Below are 15,508 nucleotides of genomic sequence, written 5' to 3' on the forward strand. Positions count from 1 at the left end.
GCGCGCCCTAGGGGCGCCAGCTCAGGAAATTCGAGATGATCCGCAGGCCCGTGGCCTGGCTTTTTTCGGGGTGAAACTGCGTTCCGACGATGTTGTCACGCCCCACGACCGCCGTGACCGGCTCGCCATAGTCGACTCGCGCGATCAGATGCGCAGGATCGGCCACGCGAACATGGTACGAATGCACGAAATAGGCGTGGTCACCTGTCTTCACTCCGGCCAGAACCGGGTGCTCCCGGGTGATCTCCAGATCGTTCCATCCCATATGCGGCACTTTCATCGCGGGATCGGAGGGCGTGATCGGACCGACCGTGCCCGGAATCCAGCCGAAGCCGGGCGTGGGTGTGTATTCCAGCCCCTCATCGGCCAGCATCTGCATGCCGATGCAGATCCCCATGAAGGGGTGACCCAACCAGATCACCGCCTCTTCCATGGCCTCGAAAAGCCCGCGGTGATCGAAAAGTTCCTTGCGGCAGGCAGGAAAAGCCCCGTCGCCCGGCAAAACAACGCGGGACGCACGGCGCACCGCGTCAGGATCCGAGGTCACGATTACCTCGCCCGCGCCGACCTCTTGCGCCATGCGCTGAAAGGCTTTCTCGGCCGAATGCAGGTTGCCGGATTCGTAATCGACGATGACCGTTGTCATGGGATCAGAGGCTGCCCTTGGTCGAGGGAATCGCGTCCGCCTTGCGTGGGTCGGTCTCGAGCGCCTCGCGCAGGGCGCGCGCTACAGACTTGAACGCGGCCTCGGCGATGTGGTGGCTGTTGATCCCAGCAAGCTGATCGACATGCAGGGTCAGGCCTGCATGAGTACTGAAGGCCTGGAAGAATTCACGCACCAGTTCGCAGTCGAACGCGCCGATTTTTGATGTGGGTAATTCGAGCGTCCAGACCAGATAGGGCCGGCCCGAGATATCGAGCGCAGCGCGCACCAGCGCATCATCCATCGGCAAAAGGCACGCGCCATAGCGGCGGATGCCGCGCTTGTCGCCTACGGCTTCGCGCAGGGCCTGTCCCAAGGCGATACCCACATCCTCGACCGTGTGGTGATCGTCGATGTGCAGGTCACCGTCACAGCGTACCGTCATATCGATCAGCGAGTGGCGGGCCAGCTGGTCCAGCATGTGGTCGAAAAAGCCGACGCCGGTGGCGTTTTCATAGCGTCCGGTGCCGTCGAGGTTGATCTCGACCGAGATGTCGGTCTCGGCGGTTTTTCGGGTGATCTTGGCTGTGCGCATGAGGGTGTCCTGCATCGGCAATTCGCGGCGACTTATAGAGACGCCGCGCGCCCGCGCCAAGGCCCGGAAACCGGGTCTTGGCGGAGGTGTGGGGCAGGGGCCTCAGCTTGGCTCAGGCGGCCTTGCGCCGACGGCGCGCGCGGGGTGCGCCCTGTTTGCTCTGGCCTCCACCGCCGTTGGAGCCTCCACCGCCGCGACGACGACGGCGTTGGGTGCTGCCGGGACGGCCCTTGCCGGACGCCTCGGTCAGCTCGGCGGGAGCTGCGCCATGGGCGACGGGAATGTCGATCTTCATTAGCTTCTGGATCTGACGAAGAAGATCGGCCTCTTCGCCCGAACAAAAGGCGATGGCCTCACCTTCCTTGCCGGCGCGAGCCGTGCGGCCGATGCGATGCACGTAGTTTTCGGGCACCTCGGGCAGATCGTAATTCACGACATAACTGACATCCGGGATGTCGATGCCACGCGCCGCCACGTCTGTGGCGACAAGTGTCGTGATCTCGCCTGAGCGGAAGGCCTTGATGGCGCGGTCGCGCTGGCCCTGGCTCTTGTTGCCGTGGATCGATGCGGCGTTATAGCCGTCCGCCACGAGCCCCTTCATCAGCTTCTCTGCGCCGTGCTTCGTGCGGGCAAAAACGAGCGTCAAGGCATCGGGATCTCGGTCAAGAACTTCGCGCAGATGCGTGGGTTTCTCGGGCTTGGCGACGAAATGCACCGATTGAGTAATTTTGTCCGCAGCTTTGCCCGGGGGGGCGACCTGCACCTTGCGGGGATTGGTCAGGTAGGCTTGGCTCAGCTCTTCCATCTGCTTGGGCATCGTGGCCGAGAAAAGCATCGTCTGACGCGGCGTGCCGAGTGCGGGTGCGATTTTGCGCAGCGCGTGGATAAAGCCCATGTCGAGCATCTGGTCGGCCTCGTCGAGAACGAGATGGCGCACCTGGCCGAGGTCCACTGCGCGGCGGTCCATCAGGTCCATGAGACGCCCCGGCGTGGCGACGAGAATGTCGGTGCCATGACTCAGAAACTTGATTTGCTTGCCGATGGACTGACCGCCGACAACGGTCGAGACGCGCAGTTTCGTGCCTTTCGTCAACACCTTGAGGCTTTCGGCGATCTGGTTCACCAGTTCGCGGGTGGGCGCAAGGATGAGCGCCTTGGCGGTTTTGGGGGCGGGTTTGCCCGGCTGTGCGAGCAGGTGATCGATGAGCGGCAGACCGAAGGCCAGAGTCTTGCCGGTGCCGGTCTGGGCGAGGCCCATCACGTCATGGCCCTGAAGTGCGAGCGGAATCGCCTGGTTCTGGATCGGGGTGGGTTCGGAGAAGCCCGCGCGGTCGAGGGCGGTCTTGAGAGCGGGCGCGAGGCCCAGCATGTCGAAGTCGAGCATAAAGTATCCTTGTGGCCGCGCGGGATGCGCGACATGTGTAAGCCGCACGAGATTGTGCGGTGAGCGGGGTTCGCGAGGCCTCAGGACAGGCGGGAGGATCCCGCGCGGTCTGGCCGGCGCGTCAGGAACCCTGCGTGATGGGGAACTGGATATGGGTCGCTGTTGGGCCCGTCTGAGGGCGCGGCTTGCTCACGCGGCAGCGCAGCGATAAGCTGCAAATGGTGTAGATCGGACGATATGTCAAGGCTTTACGCAGGTACATGATCTTGATGACACATGATAAGCGCAGCAACGAATTCGGGAAATCTAGGAAGGTACGACCAGGTTTGGTCGGATAGAAAATGGAGCGGGCGATGAGATTCGAACTCACGACCCTTACCTTGGCAAGGTAATGCTCTACCCCTGAGCTACGCCCGCGTCCTTGGGTGAGGCGTGAGATATAAAGTCTCGCGCGAGGCTGCAAGAGGAAATCGCAACGCGCCAAGAAATTTTTCAACCCGCCTTGGAGATCAAGATCTTACTGGCTGAAGCGAAAAAACATTTCCGCGTAGATCAGGGTCGCGGCCAGAAGGAGCAGCATGAAAAACACGGCGCGGCGCCGCAGCGGACGCGGGGTTGTGTGCTCGTCTTCGTGTCGTTCGATCCGGGGCACGTCATCTCCTCCCTCAAGTTGATGTCGCCGGACAAAGCCCGTGCGATCAGGCTAGTCCGCAATAAGGGACCGCGCAAGAAAAAGCCTCGGCAAGGCGGAACCTTGCCGAGGCGTTTGGTCGCTGTGCCGGATCTCAGAGATTTCCGGCAGACATCTCGCGCGCGATGTGATCGGCCTGCCGGATCGCCAGCGCCACAATCGTCAGCGTCGGGTTTTCCGCCGCACCTGTGGTGAATTGCGAGCCGTCCGAAATAAACAGGTTTTCGATATCGTGCGTCTGGCCCCACTTGTTGACCACGCCATCCTCGGGGTTTTCCGACATGCGGTTGGTCCCGAGATTATGCGTGCTGGGATAGGGGGGCGTCGGGAAGGTGCGCGTGGCACCGACCGCGTCGTAGACCGCCGCGCCGCGCTCGTAGGCGTGGTTGCGCATCGCGATGTCGTTGGGGTGATCATCGAAATGAACATTGGCTACGGGAAGACCGTACTGATCCTTCACCTCGGTATTGAGGGTCACGCGGTTGGTGGACTGGGGCATATCCTCGCCCACGATCCACATGCCGGCCATGTTCTCGTACTGGTCGAGTGCGGAGGTAAACTCACGTCCCCACGCGCCGGGATCGAGGAAGGCTGCCATGAAGGGCAGGCCGAGTGACAACGTCTCAAGCTCGTAGCCACCGACGAAGCCGCGGCTGGGATCGTGTTTGGATTCGTCCTGGATGATCCCAGCCATCGTAGTGCCGCGCCACATCTTCACAGGCTGTTCGAACACTGCATAAACCGAGCCCGTCATGTGCCGCATGTAGTTGCGGCCCACCTGGTCGGAGCTGTTTGCCAGACCGTTCGGGAACATGTTCGACGCCGAGTTCAACAGCATACGAGGTGATTCAAAAGAGTTTCCTGCAACGCAGACGATACGTGCCTTCTGCATCTGAAGATCGCCGTTCTCGTCGAAATACTCGACCCCTGTGACCTTGCCGGCCTCGTTATGCAGAATCCGGGCCACATGGGCCTTTTCGCGCACTTCGAGGTTGCCCGTGGCCTCGCCCTCCGGGATGTCGGTATAGGCGGACGACCATTTGGCGCCCCATTTACAGCCCTGGAAGCAGAAGCCGGTCTGCTGGCACATCAGGCGGTCCTGGTCGTCACGGCTGTTGATCGCCATGCGGCCAGTGTGGACCTCAGTGTAGCCAAGCTTTTTCGCGCCGGCCTCGAAGACTTTGTAGTTGTTGTTGCCCGGCAGGCCTGGATTTCCGTTCGTGCGCGTGACGTTAAGCTTCTTCTCGGCCAGATCGTACCAAGGCGCCATCTCGGTCCCGTCGATGGGCCAGTCGAGGAGGCTTGCGCCTTCGACCTCACCATAGGTGGTGCGCGCCTTCCATTCGTGGTCCTGGAACCGAATCGAGGCGCCGGCCCAGTGGGTGGTCGTACCGCCCACGGCCTTCACGATCCAGGCGGGCAGGCCGGAGAAATCCTTGGCCACGCGCCAGTCGCCCGAGGTGGTGCGCGGGTCGAGCCAGGCCAGCTGGCCAAAACTTTCCCACTCGTCGTTGATGTAGTCTTCGGGCAGGTAACGCCCGCCGGCCTCGAGCGCGACGACGCTCACGCCCTTTTGCGCCAGCTCGTTGGCGAGAACGCCGCCGCCTGCGCCGGTGCCGATGATGACGACGACGCTATCGTCGTTGTGGTCAAATGGTGCTGTCATTGTCTTGCCCTTCCCTCAGCCGATCCATGCGATGTCGTCGAAGCCGCGGTTGATATATCCACCCTTCGAGAAACTCTCGCCCTCGTAGCCGAAGATCGGCCAGATCGCTTTCTGGTTATAAAGACCGGTGACGAGACCGCCCCGGATCCGCTGGAAGAACGCGTCGTCCTCCATCGCGCGCAGCACGTCGACGCGGTCACGCTCCCAGCCGATAGACGCGTATTCCAGCCCCGTCATTTCGCGGGCCTTGTCGTTGAGCGCGTCGATGCCGGCGCTGATCGCGTCAACCTCTTCGGGTTTGTCGTATCCCTTGACCGCGGCCACGTAATACTCGTCGCCGATCTGGTCATGGGGATAGATATCGCGCGCCATCTGAACGAGCGTCGCAAAGGTTTCCGGCTTGAGCGCGTCCATTTCGGTGGCCCACGCCGCGTTGGGTCCGGCCACGTAAGTCGCGCCGCAGACAAAGGCGCCGACCGCAGTGGTCGCACCTTTCAAAAGATCGCGCCGGGTCATCGACCGGGGCGATTTGGTTTTCGTACTCATGGATTTTCCTCCCTGGGCGGCGCGGCTTCCCTTTTTTTCCACCGCAGATCCGGGCCACGCCGCCCCGGTCCCGCTTGAAATCCGAGTTCTTACTTGAAGCGTCCCGCGCGCTCGAGCACTTCGATCTGGTAGCCGTCGGGATCGGCGATGAAGAAGAACTTGCCCACCAACTTGCCGTCGGGGGCGAACTCCACGATCTTGCGCGGTTCCAGACCGGCTTCGGTCAAACGTGCATGTTCGGAGGCGAGATCGTCGACCGACACAGCCAGGTGTCCATAGCCATCGCCAAGATCGTAAGGTTCCGTGCGGTCCTTGTTGATCGTGAACTCGACTTCGAACTCGGTCTCTGCATTGCTCATGTAGACCAGAGTGAAATCGGAAAAATCCAGCCGGTCCGCGATCTCCAGCCCGAACGCGGTCTTGTAGAAGTCGACCGACCGTTCTTCGTTGAGGACGCGGATCATGCTGTGAATGGCTTTGGCCATGAATCTCTCCCAAAATGTCTGTGCGGGTTAAGCTTAGCGGGTGCGTCCAGGGGGCGGGTAGTAAGCGGTTACTACATGCGTGAAGCGTTCATTCCGCCGCGATTCGCGCACTCGGCGACAGGGCCGCGTCCAACTTCGCATCGCACCATACCAGACAGGTGCAGCGGAGCAGCGAGGTGAAATTCTTCGGCTCGCCGCGAAGTTCGATCACTTCGCCATGCAGTTTCGAGACAAAGCCCGGCGTGGTAAGGCCTTCGCTTTCGGCAATCTGGTCGAGAATGGCCCAAAAGGATTTCTCGAGCCGGATGCTGGTGCTTTGACCGTTCAGGCGCATCCGCCGGGTTTCCAGGTCGTATCGGGCCGGGTCCTGCCCGGCGAACATGCGGCACATATCTTCTCCTCCCAAAGATTCAGAGCCGTTCTATTCATATTATGATTGCCCAAAAGGGCAGGCGTGGGAAGGGTCTTCTGCCGATGACGCCGCTGTCAGATCATCGCGAAAAAAAGATTCGCCGCCGCAGTTAATAGAATCATGCCTAGCGTCAGTACCATTCCCGCGGACCGCAACGGCAGGCGTTGCGGGGTGGCCCCCATGCCGACCGCGTGTGACAAGCGCCCCAGCAACAGCATGGCGCCGAGGCCGTGAAGCCCCATCTCGGGCAAGCCTTGCACCTCTGCGCAGGCCAGAAGCACAAGGCCCATCGGCGCATATTCTGCGAAATTTGCCTGCACCCGGATTTTCTTGCGCATCTCGCGGTTATTGCGATCGCCGATAGAAATCCGCGACACGATCCGAGCACGGATCACCCGCGCGCTCAGAGCGACAAGCAGCAGGGCCAGAAATCCGGCATAGATCGGCGTAATGGTCAGGCTCATGACGTTCGGTCGGATTCAAGTCTCTGGAACATGCTGTGATCACAAGCTGAGCCGAGTGGCGCGCGGAAACAAGCCCGATGGCGGCGAAAGCGGAAAATGGGCGGGCAATCCCCGACACTTTGCCTTTTCTTTTTGCGAACAACCCCGGATTGGGGGCGCGCCGCACTTGCTGCCCCGGTCCGATCTATCTGTAAAACCCAGCTCTGTGAGCTGTCGGGTCGGTCGGACGGCCCGAGCGAGGCTTGCTCCATCGGGGATCACTCAAATTCGATTAGCAGATCCTTGGCATCGATCTGCGCACCGGGCTGGACATGAACGGCCTTGATCACCGCATCGCGTTCGGCGTGCAGGCCGGTTTCCATTTTCATCGCTTCGATGGTCAAAAGCTGGTCGCCCTGCTTGACGCTCTGGCCAGGTTTGACCGCAACCGAGGCCACCGCGCCGGGCATCGGCGCCCCGAGGTGATTGGGGTTTCCTGGTTCGGCCTTGGGGCTTGCGGCGACGGTGCTCTTGATCTTGCGGTCGGCGACACGCACCGTGCGCGGCTGGCCGTTGAGTTCGAAGAACACCCGCGCCTCGCCGTCATCATGCGTTTCGCCCACGGCCACGAGCCGGATCTCAAGCGTCTTGCCAGGGTCGATCTCGGCTGAAATCTCGTCTCCAGGCTCCATGCCGTAAAAGAAACTGTAGGTGGGCAAGCAGCGTACCGGTCCGTAAATCGCGTGACGTTCCATGTAGTCGTCGAAGACCTTTGGGTACATGAGGCTGCCCATGAGATCCTCGTTGTCGATATCTTCGCCCCATTTCTCGACCAGTTCTGCGCGCTTGGCCTCCAGATCTTCGGACTCGAGCAGGGTGCCGGGGCGCACCGTGATGGGCTTTTCGTCCTTCAGTACCTTTTTCTGGATGTCCTCGGGGAAGCCGCCGGGTGCCTGGCCTACATAGCCTTTCATAAGCGTGATGACGCTGTCGGGGAAACTCACTTCGGTCTTGGGGTCCAGCACATCCTCGCAGGTCAGGCCCTGGCTGACCATCATGAGGGCAAGATCCCCTACAGTCTTGGCGATGGGGGTCACCTTGATCACGTCGCCGAACATCTGGTTCACGTCGGCATAGGTCTTGGCGATTTCTGGCCATTTCTCTTCCAGCCCCATCGAGCGGGCCTGCGCGCGCAGATTGGTGAACTGCCCGCCGGGCATCTCGTGCAGATAGACCTCTGACGCGGGCGATTGCATCGCAGACTCGAACGCGGCGTATTGCGCGCGCACCTGCTCCCAGTAGATCGAGATCTGCCGGATTGCGGCAATGTCGAGCCCGGTATCACGTTCGGTATGGCGCAGGGCCTCGACGACCGTGCCGAGCGTGGCCTGGCTGGTGTTGCCAGACAGCGCGTCCATTGCGCAGTCTACCGCATCGACGCCGGCCTCTGAGGCGGCGAGGATCGTGGCGCTGGCGATCCCGGCGGTGTCGTGTGTATGGAAGTGGATCGGCAGACCGGTCTCTTCCTTCAAAGCCTTGAAAAGCACGCTGGCTGAGGCCGGCTTCAGAAGGCCGCCCATGTCCTTGATGCAAAGGATATGCGTGCCGGCCTCTTTCAGTTCATGCGCCAGTTTGAGGTAATATTTCAGATCGTATTTGGACCGGGCCGGGTCCAGCATGTCGCCGGTGTAACAGATCGCGGCCTCGAGAATCTTGCCGCTCTCCAGAACCGCATCCATCGATACGCGCATGTTTTCCGCCCAGTTGAGCGGGTCGAACACGCGGAAAAGGTCCACGCCGCTGTCCGCCGCCTGATGCACGAATGCCGAGACCACGTTGTCGGGATAGTTCGTATAGCCCACCCCGTTCGAGCCGCGCAGCAGCATTTGCGTCAGCACGTTGGGCATGGCGGCGCGCAGGTCGCGCAGGCGCTGCCAGGGGCATTCATCGAGGAAGCGATAGGCCACGTCGAAGGTCGCGCCGCCCCAGCACTCGACCGAGAAAAGCCCGGGCAGATTTGCGGCATAGGCCGGTGCGGCGTTGATCATGTCGATCGAGCGCATCCGCGTGGCCAGCAGCGACTGGTGACTGTCGCGCATGGTCGTATCTGTGATGAGCAATTTCTTCTGCTCAGCCATCCAGTCCGCCACGGCCTGCGGGCCTTGGGCATCCAAAAGAGTCTTGGTGCCCGGCGGCGGCATGTCCGCCTTGAGTTCCGGTGGCCGAGGTTTCTTCAGGTCGGGCCGTGGTCGGGGGCGGTCCTTGGTCTCGGGATGTCCGTTCACCGTCACATCCGCGAGGTAGGTCAGAACCTTGGTGCCCCGGTCGCGGCGCGCGGCGAAATCGAAGAGCTCGGGCGTCGTGTCGATGAACTTGGTGGTGTACTCGTAATTCAGGAAAGTCGGGTGCTTGAGCAGGTTTTCCACGAAGGCGATGTTCGTGCTGACGCCCCGGATCCGGAACTCTCGCAGGGCGCGGTCCATCCGGGCAATGGCACCTTCGGGCGTTTGCGCGTGGGCGGTGATCTTGACCAGAAGCGAGTCGTAATAGCGCGTGATCACGCCCCCCGAATAGGCCGTGCCGCCGTCCAGGCGGATGCCCATGCCGGTCGCCTCCCGAAAGGCGGTGATGCGGCCATAGTCGGGAATAAACTTGTTTTGCGGGTCTTCGGTGGTGATCCGGGTTTGCAGGGCGTGACCGTTAAGCGTGATCTCGTCCTGGCTCTTTTTGCGTGTGGCCTCCTGCAGGGTCTTGCCCTCGGCGATCTTGATCTGGGCCTGCACGATGTCGATGCCGGTCACTTCCTCGGTGACGGTGTGTTCGACCTGCACGCGCGGGTTTACCTCGATGAAGTAAAACTCCTCGGTGTCCATATCCATCAGGAACTCGACCGTACCGGCGCATTCGTAATTCACGTGCTTGCAGATCTTGTATCCGAGCTCACAGACCTCTTCGCGCTGCGCGTCGGTCAGGTAGGGCGCAGGGGCGCGCTCGACCACTTTCTGGTTGCGGCGCTGCACGGAACAGTCCCTTTCGTACAAATGGTACATGTTCCCGTGGGTATCTCCGAGAATTTGTACTTCGACGTGGCGCGCCCGCTCGATCATCTTTTCGAGATAACCTTCGCCATTGCCGAAGGCGGCCTCGGCCTCGCGCTTGCCCTCTTTGACCTTGTCGGCCAGTTCCGCCTCGGATTCGATGGGCCGCATGCCCCGCCCGCCGCCACCCCAGGACGCCTTGAGCATCATCGGATAGCCGATCTCGGCGGCCTGTTTGCGGGTCTCGTCCATGTCATCGCCCAGCACCTCGGAGGCGGGGATGACCGGCACGCCGGCCTCGACGGCGACGCGCCGGGCGCTGGCCTTGTCGCCGAGCGCGCGCATGGTTTCGGCCTTGGGGCCGATGAAGGTGATCCCGTTGGCCTCACATGCATCGACGAGTGCGGGGTTTTCCGACAAAAGCCCGTAGCCCGGATGGATTGCGTCGGCGCCGGATTTGCGGGCCACGCGGATAATCTCCTCGATCGAGAGATATGCCTGTACCGGGCCGAGACCTTCGCCGATGCGATAGGCCTCGTCGGCCTTGAAACGGTGAAGGCCAAGCTTGTCCTCTTCGGCGTAGACGGCGACGGTGCGTTTGCCCAGTTCGTTGGCGGCGCGCATAATGCGGATGGCGATCTCGCCACGGTTGGCGATCAGGATTTTCTTGAACTCGGCCATGGCCTGTCCCCTTCGTCGATTTTGTGTGGCGGGGCGTCCACGGGTGGATCGCCGCAGTGCAGCACCGTCTCCAAAGTTGTAGAAAGTCAAACGCGGCGATGCAATCCGCCATTCGCCGCATTGCGGGAATGGCGGAAAGTTTGTGCAAAGACCCTTGGCCCTGCCTACCCTTCGAGGATCAGCCTTTGACGCGCGTGCTGGGGGCGGGTCAGTCCCAGCTGGCCCATGTTCGCCTCGAGATCCGCACGCAGGATCGCGGCCAGGTGATCGGGGCCCTCCGGCCCGAGCGCGGCCAGCGCATAGTGCCAGCCCCGACCCATCATCACGAAATCCGCGCCCAGAGCCATCGCACGAAGAATATCGAGCCCGCCTTCGACGCCGCCATCCAGGATCACCGGCAAATCGGTCGCGGCCCTGATCGCCGGAAGCGCCTCGATGGTGGCCGGGGCGGCGTCGAACTGACGCCCGGCATGGTTTGAAATCCAGATCGCATCGACGCCTTCTTCGGTCAGGCGCGTTGCGTCTTCGGCGCTGAGCACGCCCTTGACGACAAGCGGTCCGTCCCAGTGCGCGCGTAGCCATCGCAGATAATCCCAGTCGGGCGAGGTGCGCAGCAGGTAGCCTGCATGCTTGGTCGAGGGCAGGCCATGGGTGTCTGGCGAATAGTCGTCGATCAGGCGCATCCGGGGAAGGCCGCGCCGCGCCATGCCCAAGGCCCAGGCGGGCCGGATCGCGATCTGGGCAAGAAGGCGCGGGGTCAGTTTCGGCGGTTGTGTCAGGCCCGAGCGCACTTGCCGTTCCCGGCGGCTGCCGACGGGCACATCGACGGTCAGCACCAGCGTGGAAAACCCCGCGTCTCGCGCTCTTTTCAACATATCCTTTCGGATCTCGGCGTCGCGGGGCGGGTAAAGCTGGAACATGCCGTGAGGACCAAGATCATCCGCGATCTGTTCGGGCGTCACGCTGGCCACGGTCGACAGCGCATAGGGCAGTCCGCACCGCGCCGCGGCACGGGCCAGGTGGCGTTCGGCGTCGGGCCAGATCAGCCCGGACATGCCAACAGGTGCAATGCCCACAGGAAGACCGTGGTCATGGCCGAGAAGCGAGGTCGTCAGGTCGGGCGCGACTTCGCCGTGCAGGATCGAGGGCATGAGGCGCACGCGATCGAGCGCGGAGCGGTTGGCCAGTGTCGTCGCCTCGGTTCCGGTGCCGCTGTCGAGATACTCCCACACGAAATGCGGCACACGCATCCGCGCCCTGCGGCGCAGGTCGGAAAGGGCGGGATATTTGGCGTCAAGAGACATGGCCGATATGTGCAAAGCTTTTCAGCGGCTTGTCCAGTGTGGTTCACCAACTTTATGCCGACGATTTGCGTTAACCTTTTGTTCACACTATGTTCGATGTCGTGAGTGGAGGTGAGTAAAACGCCATGGGTGAAGTGCACTTGGCGGCCCTTTTGTGCAGCTTTCTCGCCGGAAGCGAGAACGAGGCGCGGCGGTAATTCGACGTTAACGCTCTGCCCCGCTATGTCCGGGTCGATTGCGAAACCGCAACGCATGTGATCGAGATCGGCCTCGACGGCAAATCCAGCGCCCGCGACAGCCTCCATCAGGCGCTGTTTGCCGAACACCTGACAGGCAAGACACCGGTGGTGATCCTGATCGACCGAGATGGACCCAAGGCCGGTTCGAATACGAAATGCGGCACGTCGCCAATGCGGCTGGCGTGACGTACTTGCAGTGTTCGGAGGCCGCGATCCAACGCTGGGCCGTGACGGCGGGGTTGCGCCGGACGGACGCCGCGAAGGATGATTTACCAAGACGCGGCACAGTCGGATCAAGCTGTGACCTTGGCGCTTTGCGCGACCCCGGGCACGCCGGCTCTTGAGCCAAATGACGGACGCGCTTCTGAGACGGCGGTACTTTCCCGCCGTTGATGCAATCCGCCCCTTCAAGTCTTCGATGTCTTGCGCGATCCTTGGGACTGAAAGGGTCGCGAAATACTTTCGGAACACAGGGTGAACATTGGCTTTCCCTTGTCTTTGCGGCGCGCTAGGATCGGCTCATGAGCAGTTTTGACGAATCCGATGCCTTCGAGAGCGCGTCTTTGTCGGCGCGCGCCATGGCGGCCCGTCCGCAACCCTATCTTGATGGGCTCAACCCCGAACAACGTGCCGCGGTCGAGGCGCTGGAGGGGCCGGTCCTCATGCTGGCAGGCGCCGGCACCGGCAAGACGCGGGCCCTGACGGCCCGCATGGTGCACCTGCTGAGCACCGGCACGGCGCGGCCCAATGAGATTCTTGCTGTCACCTTCACCAACAAGGCCGCGCGCGAGATGAAAGAGCGGGTCGGTCGGATGCTGGGCGAGGCGGTCGAAGGGATGCCGTGGTTGGGTACGTTCCATTCGATATGTGTGAAGCTTTTGCGTCGTCATGCCGAGCTTGTCGACCTCAAGCAGAACTTCACCATTCTCGATACGGACGATCAGTTGCGTCTTTTGAAGCAACTGGTGCAGGCGGCTGGGATCGACGACAAGCGCTGGCCGGCGCGGCAACTGGCCGGGATCATCGACCACTGGAAAAACCGGGCCTGGACGCCCGATCAGGTGCCCGCCTCCGAGGCCTCGGCTTATGACGGCAAGGCGGTGGCGCTGTACAAGCAATACCAGGCGCGCCTGCGCGACCTGAATGCGGTCGATTTCGGTGATCTGCTGTTGCATGTGGTCATGATCTTTCAGACCGATGAAGACGTGCTGGCGCAATACCGGCGCTGGTTCCGCTACATCCTTGTCGACGAGTATCAGGACACCAATGTGGCGCAGTACCTATGGCTGCGCCTGCTGGCGGGCGGGCACAAGAACATCTGCTGCGTGGGCGACGACGACCAGTCGATCTATGGCTGGCGCGGTGCCGAGGTGGGCAACATCCTGCGGTTCGAAAAGGACTTCCCCGGCGCCAAGGTGATCCGTTTGGAGCAGAATTACCGGTCGACGCCGCATATCCTTGCCGCCGCCTCTGGTGTGATTGCAGGCAACAAGGGGCGATTGGGCAAGGAGCTTTGGACCGAGGCCGAAGAGGGCGAGAAAGTCCGCCTGATCGGTCATTGGGACGGCGACGAGGAGTCCCGCTGGGTCGGCGAGGAGATCGAGGCGATGCAGCGCGGTACGCGCGGCATGCGGCCCTTTACGCTCGACGATATGGCCATTCTCGTGCGCGCCTCCCACCAGATGCGCGCCTTCGAGGACCGGTTCCTGACCATCGGTCTGCCCTATCGCGTGATAGGCGGCCCGCGTTTTTACGAACGGATGGAGATCCGCGATGCCATGGCGTATTTCCGGCTGGTCGTTTCGCCCACCGACGATCTGGCCTTCGAGCGGATCGTGAATACGCCCAAGCGGGGCTTGGGAGACAAGGCGCAGCAGAAGATCCAGGTGACCGCCCGCCAGAACGGTGTTTCGTTGGTCGAGGGCGCGGCGATCCTGCTGCAGGACAAGGGTCTGACCGGGAAAGGGGCAGGGGAGCTTGGCAAGCTGCTTGAAGGTCTGCGTCGCTGGGGGCGGCTGGTGGGCGACAAGGATGTCAGCCACATGGAACTGGCCGAGATGATCCTGGACGAGTCCGGCTATACCGAGATGTGGCAGAACGACAAAACGCCCGAGGCGCCGGGGCGTCTTGAGAACCTCAAGGAACTGGTCAAGGCGCTTGAGGGCTTCGAGAACCTGCAGGGCTTTCTCGAACATGTCAGCCTGATCATGGACAACGAGTCCGAGGAGGCGGGCGAGAAGGTCAGCATCATGACCTTGCACGCCGCCAAGGGGCTGGAGTTTCCGGTGGTCTTCCTGCCTGGCTGGGAAGATGGTCTCTTTCCGTCTCAACGCAGTATGGACGAATCCGGCCTAAAGGGTGTCGAGGAAGAACGCCGGCTGGCCTATGTCGGCATCACCCGCGCTGAAGAGGTGTGCACGATCTCGTTCGCGGGCAATCGCCGGGTTTACGGCCAATGGCAAAGTCAGATGCCGTCCCGTTTCATCGATGAACTGCCCGAAGCTCATGTCGATGTGCTGACGCCTCCGGGCCTGTACGGCGGCGGCTACGGTGCGGCAGGCGGCATGGGGTTGTCCTCGGGGCTGGAAAGCCGGGCATCGGAAGCCAATGTCTACAATTCGCCGGGTTGGCGCAGGCTTCAGTCGCGGAGCCAGACCCGGCCCATATCCCAGCCTCGCGAAAGCCGGAATACCGTGATCGATGCACAGGCAGTCAGTGCGCATGTTGTCGGAGAACGAGTGTTCCATCAAAAGTTCGGCTATGGCGCGATTCTCGAGATCGAGGGTGACAAGCTTGAGATCGAGTTCGAGAAGGCGGGCACCAAAAAGGTCGTTGCCCGGTTCGTGACCGGTGCGGACGATATTCCTTTTTAACTCCGATCAGCCTTTCGCAAGTTCTGCGCGTAGCGCGGTGATCTCATCGCGCAGCCGGGTCACATCCTCCAGCGTCAGTCCGGTCTTTTCCACGATGCAGCCCGGAATATGCGCCGCCTGTTGCTGCAAGGCGCGGCCCGCTTGCGTCAGGCGGATGCGCACCTGCCGCTCGTCCCGACTGTCCCGCGTTCGGTGCAGCAATCCTTTCGCCTCGAGCCGTTTCAGAAGCGGTGTCAGCGTGTTGGATTCCAGCAAAACCTGCCTGCCGAGCGCGCCCACCGTCTGATCGTCTTCGGTCCAAAGCGCACTCATCAAAAGATATTGAGGGTAGGTCAGGCCGAGGGGCGCGAGCAACGACTTGTAGCTTTGCTGCATCGCATGTGCCGTCGAATAGAGCGCGAAACACAGCATATCTGGAGGCGGCAAAGTGGGCATGTCGTCTTGTAAATCGCGCACGATTAAATCGCAAGCCATTGACAGGTTTTGGCGGGAGCTATAAGTATCGCAA

Annotated in this window: 14 protein-coding genes and 1 tRNA gene; 2 read left to right on the top strand and 13 right to left on the bottom strand. The window is 61.8% G+C overall.

What is annotated here, in order from left to right:
* Positions 1 to 7: 7 nt before the first annotated feature.
* From hisH to EZV60_RS02165, 12 genes are all read right to left on the bottom strand, one after another.
* Positions 8 to 646: an imidazole glycerol phosphate synthase subunit HisH gene (gene hisH, locus EZV60_RS02115; protein ID WP_135501656.1), complete on the bottom strand. Its 639-nt coding sequence runs from the start codon at positions 644 to 646 to the stop codon at positions 8 to 10.
* Between the two features lie 4 nt (positions 647 to 650).
* Positions 651 to 1,238, bottom strand: a complete 588-nt coding sequence (gene hisB / locus EZV60_RS02120; RefSeq protein ID WP_135501658.1) for an imidazoleglycerol-phosphate dehydratase HisB — start codon at positions 1,236 to 1,238, stop codon at positions 651 to 653.
* Between the two features lie 112 nt (positions 1,239 to 1,350).
* On the bottom strand, positions 1,351 to 2,622 hold the full coding sequence (locus tag EZV60_RS02125; protein ID WP_135501660.1) for a DEAD/DEAH box helicase: 1,272 nt from the start codon (positions 2,620 to 2,622) through the stop codon (positions 1,351 to 1,353).
* Positions 2,623 to 2,964: 342 nt separating this feature from the next.
* Positions 2,965 to 3,039: transfer RNA gene (locus EZV60_RS02130), tRNA-Gly, on the bottom strand.
* Between the two features lie 100 nt (positions 3,040 to 3,139).
* Entirely contained in the window at positions 3,140 to 3,274 is a 135-nt protein-coding gene (locus EZV60_RS19435) for a hypothetical protein (RefSeq protein ID WP_280952558.1), read from the bottom strand.
* 133 nt (positions 3,275 to 3,407) lie between these two features.
* Positions 3,408 to 4,979 (bottom strand): GMC family oxidoreductase, encoded by a 1,572-nt coding sequence (locus EZV60_RS02135; protein ID WP_135501662.1) that lies wholly within the window; start codon positions 4,977 to 4,979, stop codon positions 3,408 to 3,410.
* Positions 4,980 to 4,994: 15 nt separating this feature from the next.
* Positions 4,995 to 5,525 carry a twin-arginine translocation signal domain-containing protein gene (locus EZV60_RS02140; protein WP_135501664.1) on the bottom strand — a complete coding sequence of 177 codons (531 nt, stop codon included), beginning with the start codon at positions 5,523 to 5,525 and terminating at the stop codon, positions 4,995 to 4,997.
* 89 nt (positions 5,526 to 5,614) lie between these two features.
* Positions 5,615 to 6,010 carry a VOC family protein gene (locus EZV60_RS02145; protein ID WP_135501666.1) on the bottom strand — a complete coding sequence of 132 codons (396 nt, stop codon included), beginning with the start codon at positions 6,008 to 6,010 and terminating at the stop codon, positions 5,615 to 5,617.
* A gap of 88 nt (positions 6,011 to 6,098) precedes the next feature.
* A complete protein-coding gene (locus tag EZV60_RS02150) occupies positions 6,099 to 6,401 on the bottom strand; it encodes a ribbon-helix-helix domain-containing protein (RefSeq protein ID WP_135501668.1) in 303 nt (100 codons plus the stop codon).
* A 95-nt stretch (positions 6,402 to 6,496) separates the two neighbouring features.
* The gene (locus EZV60_RS02155) at positions 6,497 to 6,886 is read right to left on the bottom strand and encodes an MAPEG family protein (protein ID WP_135501669.1); all 390 of its coding nucleotides are present in this window, start codon (positions 6,884 to 6,886) and stop codon (positions 6,497 to 6,499) included.
* A gap of 257 nt (positions 6,887 to 7,143) precedes the next feature.
* Entirely contained in the window at positions 7,144 to 10,584 is a 3,441-nt protein-coding gene (pyc, locus tag EZV60_RS02160; protein WP_135501671.1) for a pyruvate carboxylase, read from the bottom strand.
* A 164-nt stretch (positions 10,585 to 10,748) separates the two neighbouring features.
* Positions 10,749 to 11,888, bottom strand: coding sequence for an alpha-hydroxy acid oxidase (locus tag EZV60_RS02165; RefSeq protein WP_210115046.1), 1,140 nt, complete (start codon positions 11,886 to 11,888; stop codon positions 10,749 to 10,751).
* Between the two features lie 254 nt (positions 11,889 to 12,142).
* Between EZV60_RS02165 and EZV60_RS19000 the strand changes: the two genes are divergently transcribed.
* Together EZV60_RS19000 and EZV60_RS02170 are read left to right on the top strand one after the other, a co-directional pair.
* Complete coding sequence (locus tag EZV60_RS19000) at positions 12,143 to 12,313, top strand: hypothetical protein (RefSeq protein WP_167853442.1); 171 nt, start codon at positions 12,143 to 12,145, stop codon at positions 12,311 to 12,313.
* Between the two features lie 335 nt (positions 12,314 to 12,648).
* The gene (locus EZV60_RS02170) at positions 12,649 to 15,000 is read left to right on the top strand and encodes an ATP-dependent helicase (RefSeq protein ID WP_135501673.1); all 2,352 of its coding nucleotides are present in this window, start codon (positions 12,649 to 12,651) and stop codon (positions 14,998 to 15,000) included.
* A gap of 6 nt (positions 15,001 to 15,006) precedes the next feature.
* On the opposite strand, the gene EZV60_RS02175 is transcribed toward EZV60_RS02170, so the two are convergent.
* Complete coding sequence (locus tag EZV60_RS02175; protein ID WP_342588757.1) at positions 15,007 to 15,456, bottom strand: MarR family winged helix-turn-helix transcriptional regulator; 450 nt, start codon at positions 15,454 to 15,456, stop codon at positions 15,007 to 15,009.
* Positions 15,457 to 15,508 lie beyond the last annotated feature (52 nt).

This window comes from Roseovarius aestuariivivens, assembly GCF_004761875.1.
Lineage (GTDB): Bacteria > Pseudomonadota > Alphaproteobacteria > Rhodobacterales > Rhodobacteraceae > Roseovarius > Roseovarius aestuariivivens.